Source organism: Massilia sp. SYSU DXS3249 (assembly GCF_053668055.1).
In genome coordinates, this window is sequence record NZ_JBSIPX010000011.1 from 1 (window position 1) to 15,810 (window position 15,810).

Annotated in this window: 15 protein-coding genes and 1 rRNA gene; 9 read left to right on the forward strand and 7 right to left on the reverse strand. The window is 65.3% G+C overall.

The window, feature by feature from the left end; genetic code table 11:
* From ACWCIA_RS13870 to ACWCIA_RS13880, 3 genes are all read right to left on the reverse strand, one after another.
* Window positions 1–116: ribosomal RNA gene (locus tag ACWCIA_RS13870) — 16S ribosomal RNA — on the reverse strand; the annotation flags it as partial.
* A 414-nt stretch (window positions 117–530) separates the two neighbouring features.
* Complete coding sequence (locus tag ACWCIA_RS13875; RefSeq protein WP_454164147.1) at window positions 531–2,078, reverse strand: phospholipase D family protein; 1,548 nt, start codon at window positions 2,076–2,078, stop codon at window positions 531–533.
* Window positions 2,079–2,081: 3 nt separating this feature from the next.
* A complete protein-coding gene (locus ACWCIA_RS13880; protein WP_454164149.1) occupies window positions 2,082–2,861 on the reverse strand; it encodes an enoyl-CoA hydratase-related protein in 780 nt (259 codons plus the stop codon).
* 138 nt (window positions 2,862–2,999) lie between these two features.
* On the opposite strand from ACWCIA_RS13880, the gene ACWCIA_RS13885 reads away from it, so the two are divergent.
* Window positions 3,000–4,247, forward strand: coding sequence for an MFS transporter (locus ACWCIA_RS13885; protein ID WP_454164151.1), 1,248 nt, complete (start codon window positions 3,000–3,002; stop codon window positions 4,245–4,247).
* Between the two features lie 14 nt (window positions 4,248–4,261).
* On the opposite strand, the gene mltA is transcribed toward ACWCIA_RS13885, so the two are convergent.
* Window positions 4,262–5,497, reverse strand: a complete 1,236-nt coding sequence (gene mltA / locus ACWCIA_RS13890) for a murein transglycosylase A (RefSeq protein WP_454164153.1) — start codon at window positions 5,495–5,497, stop codon at window positions 4,262–4,264.
* 11 nt (window positions 5,498–5,508) lie between these two features.
* Between mltA and ACWCIA_RS13895 the strand changes: the two genes are divergently transcribed.
* Window positions 5,509–5,670, forward strand: a complete 162-nt coding sequence (locus ACWCIA_RS13895) for a hypothetical protein (protein ID WP_454164155.1) — start codon at window positions 5,509–5,511, stop codon at window positions 5,668–5,670.
* Window positions 5,671–5,701: 31 nt separating this feature from the next.
* On the opposite strand, the gene apaG is transcribed toward ACWCIA_RS13895, so the two are convergent.
* Complete coding sequence (apaG, locus tag ACWCIA_RS13900; protein ID WP_454164157.1) at window positions 5,702–6,076, reverse strand: Co2+/Mg2+ efflux protein ApaG; 375 nt, start codon at window positions 6,074–6,076, stop codon at window positions 5,702–5,704.
* A 135-nt stretch (window positions 6,077–6,211) separates the two neighbouring features.
* Between apaG and rpe the strand changes: the two genes are divergently transcribed.
* The 7 genes from rpe (at window position 6,212) to ACWCIA_RS13935 (ending at window position 12,287) form a co-directional block, all read left to right on the forward strand.
* Entirely contained in the window at window positions 6,212–6,883 is a 672-nt protein-coding gene (rpe, locus tag ACWCIA_RS13905) for a ribulose-phosphate 3-epimerase (RefSeq protein WP_454164159.1), read from the forward strand.
* Window positions 6,883–7,581, forward strand: coding sequence for a phosphoglycolate phosphatase (locus ACWCIA_RS13910; RefSeq protein ID WP_454164161.1), 699 nt, complete (start codon window positions 6,883–6,885; stop codon window positions 7,579–7,581). The genes rpe and ACWCIA_RS13910 overlap by 1 nt, the downstream gene beginning before the upstream one ends.
* Before the next feature lie 191 nt (window positions 7,582–7,772).
* Window positions 7,773–9,269 carry an anthranilate synthase component I gene (gene trpE / locus ACWCIA_RS13915; protein WP_454164163.1) on the forward strand — a complete coding sequence of 499 codons (1,497 nt, stop codon included), beginning with the start codon at window positions 7,773–7,775 and terminating at the stop codon, window positions 9,267–9,269.
* 1 nt (window position 9,270) lies between these two features.
* A complete protein-coding gene (locus ACWCIA_RS13920; RefSeq protein WP_454164165.1) occupies window positions 9,271–9,834 on the forward strand; it encodes an anthranilate synthase component II in 564 nt (187 codons plus the stop codon).
* Between the two features lie 66 nt (window positions 9,835–9,900).
* Window positions 9,901–10,938: an anthranilate phosphoribosyltransferase gene (gene trpD, locus ACWCIA_RS13925; protein ID WP_454164167.1), complete on the forward strand. Its 1,038-nt coding sequence runs from the start codon at window positions 9,901–9,903 to the stop codon at window positions 10,936–10,938.
* A gap of 55 nt (window positions 10,939–10,993) precedes the next feature.
* The gene (gene trpC, locus ACWCIA_RS13930) at window positions 10,994–11,794 is read left to right on the forward strand and encodes an indole-3-glycerol phosphate synthase TrpC (RefSeq protein WP_454164169.1); all 801 of its coding nucleotides are present in this window, start codon (window positions 10,994–10,996) and stop codon (window positions 11,792–11,794) included.
* Window position 11,795: 1 nt separating this feature from the next.
* Window positions 11,796–12,287, forward strand: coding sequence for an energy transducer TonB (locus tag ACWCIA_RS13935; protein WP_454164170.1), 492 nt, complete (start codon window positions 11,796–11,798; stop codon window positions 12,285–12,287).
* Between the two features lie 289 nt (window positions 12,288–12,576).
* Here the strand turns inward: ACWCIA_RS13935 and ACWCIA_RS13940 are convergent, their stop codons facing one another.
* Together ACWCIA_RS13940 and ACWCIA_RS13945 are read right to left on the reverse strand one after the other, a co-directional pair.
* The gene (locus ACWCIA_RS13940) at window positions 12,577–13,881 is read right to left on the reverse strand and encodes an amidohydrolase (protein WP_454164172.1); all 1,305 of its coding nucleotides are present in this window, start codon (window positions 13,879–13,881) and stop codon (window positions 12,577–12,579) included.
* 61 nt (window positions 13,882–13,942) lie between these two features.
* Window positions 13,943–15,763 (reverse strand): M61 family metallopeptidase, encoded by a 1,821-nt coding sequence (locus ACWCIA_RS13945; protein WP_454164174.1) that lies wholly within the window; start codon window positions 15,761–15,763, stop codon window positions 13,943–13,945.
* Window positions 15,764–15,810 lie beyond the last annotated feature (47 nt).

A 15,810-nucleotide genomic window follows, 5' to 3' on the forward strand; every position in this document is an offset into this window, starting at 1 on the left:
TATTACTCACCCGTTCGCCACTCGCCACCAGGCCGAAGCCCGTGCTGCCGTTCGACTTGCATGTGTAAAGCATGCCGCCAGCGTTCAATCTGAGCCAGGATCAAACTCTTCAGTTCAATCTCTGTTTTCGCCATTTCTGGCAACCTCTTGCGAGGTGTCGCTCACTCAAAATACTGACCGTCACCTCATTGCTGAGATAACGTATTTCTTTTTTGTGAACATTTGATAATTTAAGTAATCACTGACCGAAGTCAGCGGCACCTTCATCAAACGCCCACACTTATCGACTGTTAATTGTTAAAGAACTTATTCCGTACTGCCTTGCTGCGTTCTGCGAATCGTTTTGTTCGTCAGCAGCAGAGGAACGAGAGTATGCAGTGTTTCGTGATTCTCGTCAACCTCTTTTTTGCTACACCGCAGAATCCTGCGGCTTCGTTGTCAGCTCAACTACTTGATTTCGTTGGCGTTTCGCGAAGGAGGCGAACTATAGCAAACCGCCGCCCTGATGCGCAAGCCCTTTCGAGGCGGCCTTACAACAGCCAGTCGATCGGCAGGAAAGACAGCAGGCCGACCCAGGCCCGCTTCCATACGCCGACACCGGGTTCACGCTCATGGCGCATCATCCTGTCCCCCGAGCGCTCCAGCCAGTACAGCTTTCCGTCCCCATCCAACCTCACCTCATAGGCGCGGCCCGGCATGCTCTCGCCTAGCCGCTGGTGGAGTTGCCCGGCCAGTACGGGACTGTCGATCACGAAGCCCATCTCGGTATTCAGGTCGATCGAACGTCGGTCCAGGTTGAAGGAACCGATAAAGATGCTGCGTTCGTCGACACCGAAGGTTTTCGCATGCAGGCTGCTGGCGGAGCTGCCGAAGCGCCCTCGCCCCCTCTCCGGCAAGTCCGCCCCCCAGCTGCGGCGCAGCTCGAACAGCGACACGCCGGCCTTGAGGAGCTCGTGCCGCCACTTCGCATAGCCGGCGTGCACCGCCGCGACGTCGGTCGCTTCGAGCGAATTGGTGAGCACGCGGATCTGCGCGCCGCCGCGTGCGGCGGCAGCCAGCGCATTCGCGCCCTGCTGTCCGGGAACGAAGTAAGGAGAGACGATGTCGAGCCGGCGCTCCGGCTTGCCCCACAGCTGGGAGAGCTGGACGGCCATGCGCTCGCCCGGAGCCGCCTTGCCGAGCACTTTCGCGGGATTGTCGCTGACCAGGCGGGTCAGGCTCCACTCCAGCGGCAGTCCTCCCTGCTTCAGCTGTTCGACGAAGGGCAGCGTCCTGACCGCCTCGAGGTAACGCTGCGCATCGGGCCGGCCGCGCAGATCGGCCGCACGCCGACCCAGGTCGACCGGGGAAACGTCGCCTGGCGCGACCAGCGCCGCAATCGGATACGCCGAAGCGCTGTTCCAGTAGCGGTCGAAGTCCTGCGACACCTCATCCACCACTGTCCCCACCGCCAGTACGTCGAGGTCGACGAACAGCATGTCGCCCGCCGCGCCGAAGTATTCGTCGCCGATGTTGCGCCCGCCGACGATCGTCGCCTGGCTGTCGACCGTGAAGGATTTGTTGTGCATGCGCCGGTTCAGCCGGCGGAAGTCGGTGAGATACCCCAGGCTGCGCCACCCGCGCATGGCGAACGGATTGAACAGGCGCACTTCGATGTTCGGTTCCCGGCCAAGGGCGGAGAGAACGGGGTCGAGGCCGGCGGTATTGTTGTCGTCGATGAGGAGCCGGACCCGCACGCCGCGTGTCGCGGCACTGCGCAGCTCGTCGAACAGGAGCACGCCGGTCAGGTCGTCGCGCCAGATGTAGTACTGGACGTCGAGACTACGCTCGGCGGCGCGCGCAAGGAGCACGCGGGCGGCAAAGGCGTCGCGACCGTCCGCCAGCGGATGGATGCCGGACAGGCCGGGATGCCGCTCGGCCAGCGGCGCCAGCGCACGGCCGAGCCGGGTGGAACCGGTGTCAGATAGCGCCACACTGGCCGGCCGCGGTTCCAGCGGCGGCAGCGGCGTGCAGGCGCAGGTGGCCGCCGCGACGAGGACGAGCGCCGCGGCTCCTTTCAGGAACAGCGGCGCCCGCATCGCTTACATGCCTTCGAAGTTCGGCTTGCGTTTTTCGAGGAAGGCCGACATGCCTTCCTTCTGTGCGGGCGTACCAAAACCGGCGTGGAAATAGCGGCGCTCATAGCGCACGCCTTCGGTCAGCGGCATCTGGTAAGCCTGGTTGACGCAATCCTTGATCTGCATGGCGACCGACACCGGCATCTCGGCGATGCTCGCCGCAACCTTGAGCGCTTCTTCCATCACGCTCTCGACCGGATAGACGCGCGATACCAGGCCGGTGCGCTCGGCTTCCGCCGCATCGATCATGCGCGTGGTCAGCAACATGTCCATCGCCTTCGATTTCGAGATGGCGCGCGGCAGCCGCTGGGTGCCGCCGGCGCCCGGGGTTACGCCCACCTTGATTTCCGGCTGGCCGAACTTGGCGCTCTCCGCGGCGATCAGGAAGTCGCACATCATGGCCAGTTCGCAGCCGCCGCCCAGGCAGTAGCCGGACACGACGCCGACCACCGGCTTGCGGATATTCAGGATGTGTTCCCAGTTGCGGCCGATATAGTTACCCGGATAGGTATCCACCGCATAGGTGTAATTTGCCATGGCGGCGATGTCCGCCCCTGCCGCAAACACTTTTTCGCTGCCGGTAAGAACGATCACGTTGACGGCCGGGTCGGCGTCGTACTGGTGCAGCGCATGGCCGAGCTCGTTCATCATGTTGTCGTTGAGCGCGTTCATCGCCTTCGGACGGTTCAGGCGGATCACGACTACCTTGCCGTGGTTTTCGATCAGCAGGTCAGCATATTCCATGGGACACCCTTATAAGTTACGAGACTGAGTTAGAGGACACTGCCGCGATTGTAGCGTCTCCCGGGCCGCGAACGACAGGTATCATTGCCGGATAAACAATCCGGAGACCTCGACATCGCCCCGCAACCCATAACAGGTTTGATCGCCAGACTCCGCAGCGACCCGATGCTGCGCAATACCGACTTCCGCCGTTTCTGGCTGAGCAGCATCCTCACCAATTTCGGCGCCCAGGTGACGATGCTCGCGCTGCCGCTGTGCGCAGTGCTCCTGCTGCACGCAACGCCGGCCGAGATGGGCATGCTCGCCGCCATCCAGTCCCTGCCCTTCCTGCTGTTCGGCCTGCCGACCGGCGTGCTGCTCGACCGCAAGCGGCGCCTGCCGGTCATGCTGCTCAGCGACACGATGGTCGCGCTCGCCCTGGCCAGCGTGCCGCTCGCCTGGTGGCTGGGCGTGCTGTCGGTGCCCTGGATCTATGCCGTCGCCTTTGCGATCGGCACGGGTTATGTCGTCGGGGGCGGCGCCGAACAGGTCTACCTGACCTTCCTCGTCGGGCGCGACAACCTGATCGCCGCCCACGCCAAGTTCGCCGCTACCGAATCGGCCTCGCGCCTGCTGGGACCGGGCATCGCCGGCGGCCTGGTGCAGTTGCTGGGCGCGCCGCTGGCGGTGCTGTGCAACGTCGCCGCGTTCGCCGTCTCGATCGCCAACCTGAAACGCATCAAGGCGCGCGAGCCGGAACCGAAGCCGCCGCAGACCCATCCGCTCCATGAAATCCGCGAAGGCCTGCTCTTCGTCTGGAACATGCCCCTGCTGCGCACCCTGGCCTGGATCGCCTCGGCCTGGCATTTATTGTTTTATGCGTTCACCGCCCTGCACGTGCTGTTCGCCTCGCGCGTGCTGGGCCTGTCGCCGGGCATGATGGGCGCGGCGCATATGGTGGGGGGCCTGGGCGTGCTGGCCAGTTCGCTGATGGTGAAACCGATGTCGGAGCGCTTCGGCACCGGCGCCACCATCGTCATCGGCCTGTGCGGCTCGGCGCTCGGCTTCGTGCTGCTGCCCCTGATTCCCGCCGGCGCCGACATCAGCACGACCGTCACCATGGCGGCCTACGCCGTCGTCGTCTTCTGGCTCGACTGCGGCGCCATGCTGTTCTTCATGCCCTATATCGCCCTGCGCCAGCGCATTACGCCCGACGCCATGCTGGGCCGGATGGTGGCGACCATGCGTTGCCTGACTGTGGCGATGGCGCCCGTAGGTGCGCTGGCGGCGGGGGCGCTGGCCGAGCAGACCAGCGTGCGCGCGGGCTTGGGCTGGGTGGGCGGCGGCGCCATCCTGCTGGCGCTCGCCACCGTATTCGGCACCAGGCTGCGCGGCGCCCAGGGTTGAGACTTATTTAGGCATTATTTAGGCAACAGCACCCACACCGACCCGCGCTGCTTCATGCGCCCCGCATATTCCGCAGCATTGCCGCCGAAGCCGAAGAAGAAATCCGCACGCACCTGGCCGCGGATCGCGCCGCCGGTGTCCTGCGCCATCATCAGGCGCTGCAGCGGTGCGCCGTCGGCCGGGTGCGAGGTCGCCAGGAACAGCGGCGCGCCCAGCGGCACGTGCTGCGGGTCGACCGCCACCGAGCGCTCGGGCGTGAGCGGCACGCCGAGCGCGCCTTTCGGGCCGACGCTCGGGTCGGGCAGGCGCTCTTCGCGGAAGAAGATGTAGCTCGGGTTCACGTTCAGCAGTTCCTGGCGGCGTGCCGGGTTGGCTGCGATCCAGGCCTTGATGCTCTGCGCCGAGACGCCGTCGGCCGGCAATTCTCCCTGCTCCACCAGCCAGCGCCCGATCACTTTATAGGGATGGCCGTTCTGGTCGGCGAAGGCGATACGCACGGTTTCGCCGGTTTCGTCGATGCGCACCCGGCCCGAGCCCTGCACCTCGAGGAAGAAGGCTTCGACCGGATCGTCGACCCAGACCAGCTCCTTGCCCGACAGCGGCGCACGCTCGATTTCGGCGCGAGTGCTGTAGGGCACCACCTTCTTGCCGACCAGGCGGCCGCGCAGGCGCATGTTCTTCAGGCTCGGGTAGGCCGAGGCCAGGTCGACCGTCAGCAGGTCGTCCGGCACACGGTAGAGCGGGGTCTGGAAGGCGCCGCCGCGCTTGCGCGAACCGTTCAGCATCGGTTCGTAGTAGCCGGTGATGAGACCGGTATCGAGGCCGTCGGGCATGCGCATCTGGTTCGGCACGAAGTAGGTCTCGAAATAGCTGCGGATCGCATTGCCGTCGCCGGCATCGACCGTGCTTGCCACCGTGCAGGGCGTCTTCCACTCGGGCTTCCTCACCAGCACGCGGCAGGACTGCGTGAACGCCGGCCAGGCCTGGCGCAGGTCGTCCTGCTGCCAGCCCGGCAGCGCGTCGAAGGAGACCGGCGTCATCGGCGGCACCGGCACCGGCGCCGGCGCGGGGATGCCGACCGGGCCGACCGGGGGCGGCATCACGATGTCCGGCTGCTTCGGCGGCGTCGGCTGCACCGGTGCGGGCTGAGGCTGCACGGGCGCGGGCGCCTGCGGCGGCGTCCCGCAGGCTGCCAACAGAAGGGCCACAAGGGCGAACGAGCTTGGTACACTGCGGCGTATCGATTGCATAAGGACCGTCTATGTGGATCTTGATGTTGGAAGCAGGCGTGGCGCTGTTCCTGCTGGTGTTTATCGTCTGGTGGACGATGTTCTCGGGCCGGCCGGAAACCCGCAAGCGACCCCTGCGCGAGGAGCGGGAACCTCAGCGCGAACAGCCGGCAGAGCCGCCGCGCGAACCCTGACTCAGAGCGCCTGCGCGCTCAATGCAGCATCTCAATGCAGCATGCTCGGCAGGGTCAGCACGAACTCCGGGATCTTGACCTCGAAACGGTGCCCATCCTCGGCCACGCAGAAATATTCGCCGTGCATCGAGCCCTGCGGCGTGGCCAGCGGCGTGCCGCTCGTGTATTCGAACTGCTCGCCCGGTTTCAGCAGAGGCTGGTGGCCGACCACGCCCAGCCCCGCCACTTCCTGCACGCGGTTGCTGGCGTCGGTGATCACCCAGTGGCGCGAAATCAGCTGGGCCGGCACGTCCCCGGTATTGCGGATCGTGATCGTATAGGAAAACACATATTCGTCGCGGTCCGGCTTGGACTGCTCGGGCAGGTATTTGGTCCGGACGGACACGGTGAAATCATAGGCAGCCATCGGCTTCCCTCTTTATTATTGGTGGAGGCGCATCTGCGCAAAGGCCCATGATACCGCGTGCCGCCAATTGAGGCTGCGCGCCTCCACGCCAGCTCGGCGTAAAATAGCGGCTGTTCATAACCGCACCGTCATCCCATGACCACCTACCGCATCGCTCCCAGCATCCTGTCCGCCGATTTCGCCCGCCTGGGCGAGGAAGTCCGCAACGTCGTCGAGGCAGGCGCCGACATCATCCACTTCGACGTGATGGACAACCATTACGTGCCGAACCTGACCATCGGCCCGCTGGTCTGCCAGGCGATCCGCCCGCACGTGCAGGTGCCGATCGACGTGCACCTGATGGTGAAACCGGTCGACCGCATCATCCCCGACTTCGCGAAAGCCGGCGCCAACATCATCACCTTCCACCCGGAAGCGTCCGAGCACATCGACCGCACCCTGCAGCTGATCCGCGACCACGGCTGCAAGGCCGGCCTGGTGTTCAACCCGGGCACGCCGATGCACTACCTGGAACACGTGATGGACAAGATCGACATGATCCTGATTATGTCTGTGAATCCGGGCTTCGGCGGCCAGTCCTTCATCCCTGAAGCGCTCAAGAAGATCGCGATCGCGCGCCGCATGATCGACGAATCGGGCCGCGACATCCTGCTCGAGGTCGATGGCGGCATCAAGGCCGACAACATCGCCGCCGCCGCGGCCGCCGGCGCCGATACCTTCGTTGCCGGCTCCGCCATCTTCGGCAAGCCCGACTACAAGGCCGTGATCGACGCCATGCGCGCCGAACTGGCCACGGTCGGCAAGTAATGCGTACCGGCGCTGCAGCCATCCGGGCTGCCATCATCGATCTGGATGGCACGATGCTCGACACCGTGCCCGATTTCGAACTGGCCCTGAACGGCATGCGCGCCGAGTTCGACCTGGCGCCCATCGGCCAGGACACCATCCACCCGATGGTCGGCAAGGGCTCCGAAAAGCTGATCCGCGACGTGCTGGCGCTGGACTACGACGCGGCGCGCATCGACGCCGTGTTCGAGCAGGCCATGGCCGCCTACCAGCGCCATTACCTCGCCATCAACGGCGAGCGCAGCCGGCTGTTCGACGGCGTGCTCGAAGGCTTGCAGGCCCTGCAAGGCCTGGGCCTGCGTCTCGCCTGCGTGACCAACAAGCCGATCGCCTTCACCACGCCCCTGCTGGCGCAAAAGGGCCTGGCGCCCTTCTTCGAGCTCGTCTACGGCGGCGACTCGCTGCCGAAAAAGAAGCCCGATCCGCTGCCGCTGTTGCAGGTCTGCAAAGACTTCGACCTGGCGCCGAGCCAGGTGGTGGCCATCGGCGACTCGTCGAACGACGCCGAAGCGGCGCGCGGCGCCGGTTGCTTTGTGCTCACCGTGCCATATGGTTATAACCACGGAAGGCCTGTTCAAACCATCGATTCCGATGGTATAGTGAATTCGCTACTAGACGCCGCCGAGCGCGTTCGTGCGCACAACAGCACCCAAAACTAACTCATCTATACATGTTCTTCACGAAAAAACACACTGTCAACCAGACCGGCGCCCTTGAGGCCTGGCTGTGGCGACGCTGGCAATCCTGGGCTAACTGAACCCGATTGATTGCTGCCGGCTGCGCGCACCCGGCAGGTTTTTTTGAACAACGCCGCCCCTCCTCCCTCGACACTGGCGGCCCGGAGAAGAACATGACCGAACTCGAATTCAAATCGCTGGCCAACCAGGGCTATAACCGTATTCCGCTGATCGCCGAAGCCTTCGCCGACCTCGAAACGCCGTTGACCCTGTACTTGAAACTGGCGCAGTCGCAGAACACGGGCAAGAACACCTTCCTGCTCGAATCGGTCGTCGGCGGCGAGCGCTTCGGCCGCTACTCCTTCATCGGCCTGCCGGCAAAAACCCTGCTGCGCAGCAGCGGCGAGCTCACCGAAATCGTCACCAACGGCGCCGTCGTCGAAACCCACGAAGGCAACCCGCTCGACTTCATCGAACGCTTCCAGTCGCGCTTCAAGGTCGCGCTGCGTCCGGGCATGCCGCGCTTTTGCGGCGGCCTGGCCGGCTACTTCGGCTACGACACGGTGCGCCACATCGAGCGTAAACTCGCCGGCCAGGCGCCGAAGGACGAACTCGGCCTGCCCGACATCCAGCTGATGGTCACCGAAGAGCTGGCCGTGATCGACAACCTGTCGGGCAAGCTGTACCTGATCGTGTATGCCGATACCGCGCAGCCGGAGGCCTACTCGAAAGCCCGCCAGCGCCTGAAAGACCTGCGCGTCATGCTGCGCCGTAGCGTCGATGCGCCGGTGACCACCGCCTCGGTGCGGACCGAAGCCGTGCGCGATTTCTCCAAGGAAGACTACCTGGCGGCGGTGGCCAAGGCCCACGAATACGTGATGGCCGGCGACCTGATGCAGGTGCAGATCGGCCAGCGCATCCGCAAGCCGTATGTGGATTCGCCGCTGTCGCTGTACCGCTCGCTGCGTTCGCTGAATCCGTCGCCGTACATGTATTACTACAATTTCGGCGACATGCAGATCGTCGGCGCCTCGCCCGAGATCCTGGTGCGCAACGAGACTTCCGCCATCGGCGAACGCAAGGTCACACTGCGCCCGATCGCCGGCACCCGCCCGCGCGGCGCGACGCCGGAACGCGACACCGAGCTGGCGGCCGAGCTGCTGGCCGACCCGAAGGAAATCGCCGAGCACGTGATGCTGATCGACCTGGCGCGCAACGACATCGGCCGCATCGCGGACACCGGCAGCGTGAAGGTCACCGACCGCATGGTCATCGAAAAATACTCGCACGTGCAGCACATCGTCTCGAACGTCGAAGGCGCGCTGAAGGAAGGCATGTCGAACCTGGACGTGCTGCGTGCCACCTTCCCGGCCGGCACCCTGACCGGTGCGCCGAAGGTGCGGGCGATGGAAGTCATCGACGAACTCGAGCCGGTGAAGCGCGGCATCTACGGCGGCGCCTGCGGCTACCTCTCCTTTGGCGGCGAAATGGACGTGGCGATCGCGATCCGCACCGGCGTGATCAAGGACGGCAACCTGTATGTGCAGGCCGCGGCCGGCATCGTGGCCGACTCGATTCCGGAAATGGAATGGCAGGAAACCGAAAACAAGGCGCGCGCCGTGCTGCGCGCGGCCGAACAGGTGCAAGACGGACTGGATGGGGAGTTCTAGCATGCTACTCATGATCGACAACTACGATTCCTTCACCTACAACATCGTCCAGTATTTCGGCGAGCTGGGTGAAGAGGTGCGCACCGTGCGCAACGACGAAATCACGCTCGAGGCCATCGCCGAGATGAAGCCGGACCGCATCTGCATTTCGCCCGGCCCCAAGGCTCCGGTGGATGCCGGCGTGTCGGTCGACGTGATCAAGGAATTCAAGGGCAAGATTCCGATCCTCGGCGTTTGCCTCGGCCACCAGGCCATCGGCGAAGCTTTTGGCGGCAAGATCGTGCGCGCCAAGGAAGTCATGCACGGCAAGACCTCGCTCATCGCGCATACGGGCGTCGGCGTCTTCAAGGGGCTGCCGAGCCCCTTCACCGTGATCCGCTACCACTCGCTGGCGATCGAGCGCGCTTCGCTGCCGAGCTGCCTGGAGGTGACCGCCTGGACCGACGACGGCGAAATCATGGGCGTGCGCCACAAGGAATATGACATCGAGGGCGTGCAGTTCCACCCCGAGTCGATCCTGTCCGAACATGGCCACGCGCTGCTGAAGAATTTCCTTCAGCGCTGAACCGCTCATCGTTCGCGCCGCAGCTGATTGCGGCGCGGCGCACCATCACTGCTAACTGGAACGTCCATGCCGATCACCCCACAAGAGGCGCTGCTGCGCTGTATCGAACACCGCGAGATCTTCCACGACGAGATGCTGCACCTGTTCCGCCAGATCATGGCGGGCGAGATGTCGCCGACCATGGTCGCGGCCCTGACCATGGGCCTGCGCGTGAAGAAGGAAACCATCGGCGAGATCACCGCCGCCGCCCAGGTCATGCGCGAATTCTCGACCAAGGTGCCGATGGCCGACACCACCCACCTGGTCGACATCGTCGGCACCGGCGGCGACGGCGCTCACACCTTCAACATTTCCAGCGCCTCGATGTTCGTGGCCGCCGCCGCCGGCGCGCGCGTGGCCAAGCACGGCGGACGCAGCGTCTCCTCGTCCTCGGGCAGCGCCGACCTGATCGAAGCGCTCGGCGCCCACATCGACCTGAAACCCGAACAGATCGCGCAATCGATCGCGCGGACCGGCATCGGCTTCATGTTCGCCCCGAACCACCATGCGGCCATGAAGCACGTGGCGCCGGTGCGCCGCGAGCTGGGCGTGCGCAGCATCTTCAATATCCTCGGGCCGCTGACCAACCCGGCCGGCGCGCCGAACATCCTGATGGGCGTGTTCCACCCCGACCTGGTCGGCATCCAGGTACGCGTGCTGCAGCGCCTCGGCGCCCAGCATGCGATGGTCGTCTGGGGCCGCGACAACATGGATGAAGTCTCGCTCGGCGCCGGCACCCTGGTCGGCGAACTGGTGAACGGCGAGATCCGCGAATACGAGATCCACCCCGAAGATTTCGGCATGTCGATGATCGCCAGCCGCAACCTGAAGGTGGCCGATACCGCCGAATCGAAGCTGCGCGTGCTGGAAGCGCTGCGCGGCGAGCCGGGACCTGCCACCGACATCGTAGCCCTGAACGCCGGCACCGCCCTGTATGCGGCGGGCGTCGCGGCCTCGATCGAGGAAGGCCTGGCAAAAGCCCGCGCCACCATCGCCTCCGGCGCGGCCATGGCCAAGCTCGAGCAGTTCGTGAACGTCACGCGCCAGCTGGGCGCCCAGGCTTGAGCCCCCGTCGGCGCCACGCAGGCGCTCTCGCAGCAACACGAAAGGTTTGATACGAATGTCCGATATCCTCAACAAGATCCTGGCCGTGAAGGCCGACGAAGTCGCCGCTGCCAAAAAATACCGCGACCTGGCCAGCCTGCGCCGCGAGGTCGAAGGCGACAGCGCCCTGCGCGCCGACATCCGCGGCTTCGAAGCGAACCTGCGCAAGACCATCGCCGCGGGCCGCGCCGGCGTGATCGCCGAAGTGAAAAAGGCCTCGCCCTCGAAAGGCGTGCTGCGGGCCGACTTTCGCCCGGCCGACATCGCCCAAAGCTATGCCGAAGGCGGCGCCGCCTGCCTGTCGGTGCTGACCGACGTGAACTTCTTCCAGGGGTCGACCGACTACCTGCGCCAGGCGCGCGCCGCCTGCGAGCTGCCGGTGATCCGCAAGGATTTTATTGTCGACATGTACCAGGTGTACGAAGCACGCGCGATGGGCGCCGACGCGATCCTGCTGATCGTGGCGGCCCTCGACCATGGCCTGATGGCGGAACTCGAAGCCTGTGCCCAGGAACTCGGCATGGACGTGCTGGTCGAAGTACATGACGGTGATGAGTTGACCGCCGCGTTGCGCTTGAAGACGCGCCTGCTCGGCATCAACAACCGCAACCTGCGCACCTTCGAGGTATCGCTCGACACCACGCTTGGCCTGCTGCCGCGTATCCCGGCCGAACGCCTGGTCGTGACCGAGTCGGGAATCATGGTGCCGCAGGACGTAGCGCGCATGCGCGAAGCGAACGTGCATGCCTTCCTGGTGGGCGAAGCCTTCATGCGTGCGGCCAGCCCTGGTGACGAACTGCGACGATTATTCAACTAAGATGAACACTTCCATCCGCACCCGGGCCGCTTTCCTCTTTCTACTAGCAGCCCTGGGCGGATGCAGCACGGTCCAGCCCGTCGCTTCCACGGCCAAGCGCATCGTCGCGGCCATCCTTCCCGCTCCCCGCACCGAAGCTCCGGTGCCCCCTCCGTCGCGCACGCTCGACGCCTACAAGGCCGAGGTGGCCCAGCACGTCATGCGGCGCAACAGCGAGCAGACCTTCAGCGGGCGGCTGCCGCCCATGCTGCCGGCGATCGTCGTGCTGAACATCACGGTGGACGAGGATGGGGAGCTCAGCGACGTCGAGGTGCAGCGCTCGCGCGACGACGACGCCTCCGCGGTGGCAGTGGCCTCGATGCGGCGCAGCGGACCGCTGCCCAAGCCGGCCGCCCTGCTGGCGGGGAATATGCGCAAGCTGACGTTTTCGGAGACGTTTTTGTTCGATCACCGGTACCGGTTTCAGTTGCGCAGTTTAGCCGGCCCCCAGTAGGGTGGGCACCGTCATTGAAGCCCCCGGCTTCAATGACCCCACGCGGTCGTACCGCAAGATACCGCACAGGTCATCGCGGCGACATGCCTGCATTGCGGCGTTTACCGTGCGTCTCGACTTGCACCTGCCCTACCGCGTGGTCATGAATGCCCACCCTACGAAAATCGCGTCAGACGAAGTTCAACCAGCTCGGGCAAGCTCGCGCCGCCGCACACGTGCGTTGAACGCGTGGACGGCGCATGTGCAGCGTTAATGCAGGCCGCCGGGTCGAGCCGTCCACCCTACCAAATCAGCGTCCCAGCACGTTCAGCACCGCCATGCTCATCGCCTGCGCCGCGGTCTTGATCGACGGTTCCGGCACCGGCGCGTAGAACGGCGAGTGATTGAAGGCGATCGGCTTGCCGCCCTCCCGCTCGGCATCAAGCACGACCTTCGGATCGTACACGCCGGTAAAGAAGAACATCGAAGGCACGCCTTCGTTGACGAACTGGGAAAAATCTTCGCTGGCCGTCATGGCCGGCATGCGCTGGGCGTTGGCATCGCCGAAGGCGTCCTTGAACACGGCTTCGGTCTTCGCCACCAGCGCATCGCTGTTGACAATGGCCGCGCCGCCGCTGATCAGCTGCACGTCCGGCGCCGGTGCGCCGGCCATGGCGGCCGAGGCGTTCGCCACGCGGCGCACGCCGTCGAGCAGCTTGGCGCGCACGGCCGGGCTGTACGAGCGGATGGTGCCGCGCACCTGCACGCTGTCGGGAATGATGTTGCCGACCGTGCCGCCCTGGATCGCGCCGATGGTCACCACGCCGAATTCCTTCGGGTCCTTTTCGCGGCTGACCACGGTCTGCACGTCGACCACGAAACGCGCGGCGATCGTGATCGGGTCGAGCGATTTATCGGGCGCCGAGCCGTGCCCGCCGCGCCCCTTGAAGACGATCTCGATCGCATCCGAATTCGACGACACCGCGCCCGTGTTGTAACCCACCGTGCCATGCGCCAGCGGCCAGGAATGCAGGGCAAACGCGTAGTCGGGTTTCGGGAAGCGCGTGAACAGGCCATCGGCCAGCATCGCCTTGGCGCCCGAGACGGTTTCCTCGGCCGGCTGGCCGACGAAGACGAGGGTCCCCTTCCACTGCGATTTCATCTCCGCCAGCGTCCTCGCCGCACCCAGCCAGCTCGCCATGTGGATGTCGTGGCCGCAGCTGTGGGTGACGAAACTCTCGCGCCCGTCGCTGACGGCTTTCGCGCGGCTCGCGTAGGGCAGGCCGGTCTTCTCTTCCATCGGCAGGCCGTCGAGTTCGGTGCGGACCAGCACCGTCGGCCCGGCGCCGTTTTTCAGCACGGCGACGATGCCGGTCTTGCCGACCTTTTCGGTGACGGTGAAGCCGAGCTTGCGCATTTCGGCGGCCAGCTTGCCGGCGGTGCGCACTTCCTGGAAGGCGATCTCCGGATGGGCGTGCAAGTCCTTGTAGACGCCGTCGAGCCAGGGGTACATGCCGTCGACGCGCTTGGTCACGTCCTGCTTGAGCGGTGCGGGAAGCTGGGCCAGGGCCGGGAGCGCGGCAAGGGCAAGGACAGCGGCGGCAAGCTTTTTCACATCAACCTCTTCGAATGGGAAATAAAAAAAACCCGGCACTGGCCGGGCTGATGAACAAGGATCAGGCCGCGCTCGGGCGGACGATCGCAGCGGACTTCTTGCCCGGCGCGGCGAGCGACAGGGTAATCCCCGGCACCCGGTCGCCCTGCAGGGTCAGGTCGAAGGCGATCAGCTCGTCGCGGCGGAAGGCGTGCACCACCACCTTGTCGCCCACGCGGTAGCGCGACAGCAGCGCGTCGAGGTTGCACGGGTTGCCGTTCACGCGCAGGCCGTCGACGGCGATCACGATGTCCAGCGCCGACAGGCCGGCCTGGTGCGCGGCGCCGCCCTCGTGCACCTGGGTCAGCTTGGCGCCGAGCGGGTCGCGGCCGATGCCGGCGTCGAACGAGGGCTTGCCGCTCTTGCGCTCGTCCAGCAGCTTGACGCCGAAGGGGGCGAACAGCTTGGCCAGCGGCAGGTCTTCGGTGCCGCGCACGAATTTATCGAACAGGTTGCGCAGTTTCAGGCCGCTGACTTCGTCGAACAGGGCTTCGACCTCCTGCTCGGTCACGCCGCGCCCGGCACCGGCATAGAAATCGCGGCCGTAGCGTTCCCACAGCGCGCGCATCACGTCGTCGAGCGTTTTGGCGCCGCCGGTCTTGGCGCGGATCGTCAGGTCGAAGGCCAGCGCGATCAGCGAGCCCTTGCTGTAGTAGCTGATGATCGCGTTCGGCGAATTCTCGTCCTGGCGGTAGTACTTGCCCCAGGCATCGAAACTGGAGTCGGCCACGCTCTGCTTCAGGCGCCCGCTGCCGCGCAGCACGCTGCCGATGGTTTTCCCGAGCAGCTTGAAATAGGTCGGCTCCCTGATGATCCCGGCGCGCACCAGCATCAGGTCGTCGTAATAGCTGGTAAAACCTTCGAACAGCCACAGCAGCGGCGTGTAGTTTTCGACCTGCAGGTTGTAGGGGGCGAACACGGCCGGCTTGATGCGCTTGACGTTCCAGGTGTGGAAGTACTCGTGGCTGCACAGGCCCAGGAATTTCAGGTAGCCCTCGTTTGGCTCGCCCGATTTCGGCATCGCGGTGCTCGGCAGGTCGGCACGCGCGCAGATCAGCGCGGTCGAGGCGCGGTGCTCGAGGCCGCCGTAGCCGTCGCCGACCGCCATCGTCATGAACACATAGCGGTCCACCGGCGCGCGGCCGGTCGCGGGATCGAAGAACGCGATTTGCGCTTCGCAGATCGCCTTCAGGTCGGCCTGCAGGCGCGCCATGTCCAGGTTCGGCACCATGCCGGTGATGACGATGTCGTGCGGGATGCCGTTGGCCTTGAAGGTGGCCAGCGCGAAGTCGCCCATCTCCACCGGATGGTCGACCAGCTCGTCGTAGTCGGCCGCGACATAGGTGCCGAAACCGTAGCGCTTGGCGCGCAATTCCTTCATGGAGGTGGCCACGCGCCAGGTTTTCGCCACCGGGTCGGCCGGGCGCTGGATGTCGACTTCATGCGCGCCCTCTTCGTGGCCGACGACGCGCAGGAACACGCTGGTGCCGTTGAAGAAGCCGTGGGTCTGGTCCAGGTGCGCGGCGCGCACCGACAGGTCCCAGGCATAGACTTCGTAGTGTAGGGTCAGCGGGCCGGCCGCCGGCGCCGCGCGCCAGGTGTCCTTGTCCACCTTGGCCAGCGCCACGGGGGCGCCGTTCGATTCGGCGCGGATGCGCACGATGTTGCGCGCGAACTCGCGGATCATGTAGCTGCCCGGGATCCAGGCCGGCAGCGCGAACACCTGGCCGTCCGGATGCGGCGCCGGGACGGTGACGGTGACGTTGAACAGGTGCCCGGCGAGGTCTTTCGGGACGATGGTGTAGTGGATCGCTGGCTGCTTGGTCGAGGCTGTTTTTTTCATGATGGCGAAAAGGAATCGGCTTGGTTCCCGTAGTGTAACGGATTCAG

Bases quoted from the DNA above. Each gene is read 5' to 3' on its own strand.
- apaG (WP_454164157.1), bottom strand. From the start codon at position 6,076: ATGGCTGCCTATGATTTCACCGTGTCCGTCCGGACCAAATACCTGCCC.
- ACWCIA_RS13910 (WP_454164161.1), top strand. From the start codon at position 6,883: ATGCGTACCGGCGCTGCAGCCATCCGGGCTGCCATCATCGATCTGGAT.
- trpE (WP_454164163.1), top strand. From the start codon at position 7,773: ATGACCGAACTCGAATTCAAATCGCTGGCCAACCAGGGCTATAACCGT.
- trpD (WP_454164167.1), top strand. From the start codon at position 9,901: ATGCCGATCACCCCACAAGAGGCGCTGCTGCGCTGTATCGAACACCGC.
- ACWCIA_RS13880 (WP_454164149.1), bottom strand. From the start codon at position 2,861: ATGGAATATGCTGACCTGCTGATCGAAAACCACGGCAAGGTAGTCGTG.
- ACWCIA_RS13920 (WP_454164165.1), top strand. From the start codon at position 9,271: ATGCTACTCATGATCGACAACTACGATTCCTTCACCTACAACATCGTC.
- ACWCIA_RS13875 (WP_454164147.1), bottom strand. From the start codon at position 2,078: ATGCGGGCGCCGCTGTTCCTGAAAGGAGCCGCGGCGCTCGTCCTCGTC.
- ACWCIA_RS13895 (WP_454164155.1), top strand. From the start codon at position 5,509: ATGTGGATCTTGATGTTGGAAGCAGGCGTGGCGCTGTTCCTGCTGGTG.
- trpC (WP_454164169.1), top strand. From the start codon at position 10,994: ATGTCCGATATCCTCAACAAGATCCTGGCCGTGAAGGCCGACGAAGTC.
- mltA (WP_454164153.1), bottom strand. From the start codon at position 5,497: ATGCAATCGATACGCCGCAGTGTACCAAGCTCGTTCGCCCTTGTGGCC.
- rpe (WP_454164159.1), top strand. From the start codon at position 6,212: ATGACCACCTACCGCATCGCTCCCAGCATCCTGTCCGCCGATTTCGCC.
- ACWCIA_RS13945 (WP_454164174.1), bottom strand. From the start codon at position 15,763: ATGAAAAAAACAGCCTCGACCAAGCAGCCAGCGATCCACTACACCATC.
- ACWCIA_RS13935 (WP_454164170.1), top strand. From the start codon at position 11,796: ATGAACACTTCCATCCGCACCCGGGCCGCTTTCCTCTTTCTACTAGCA.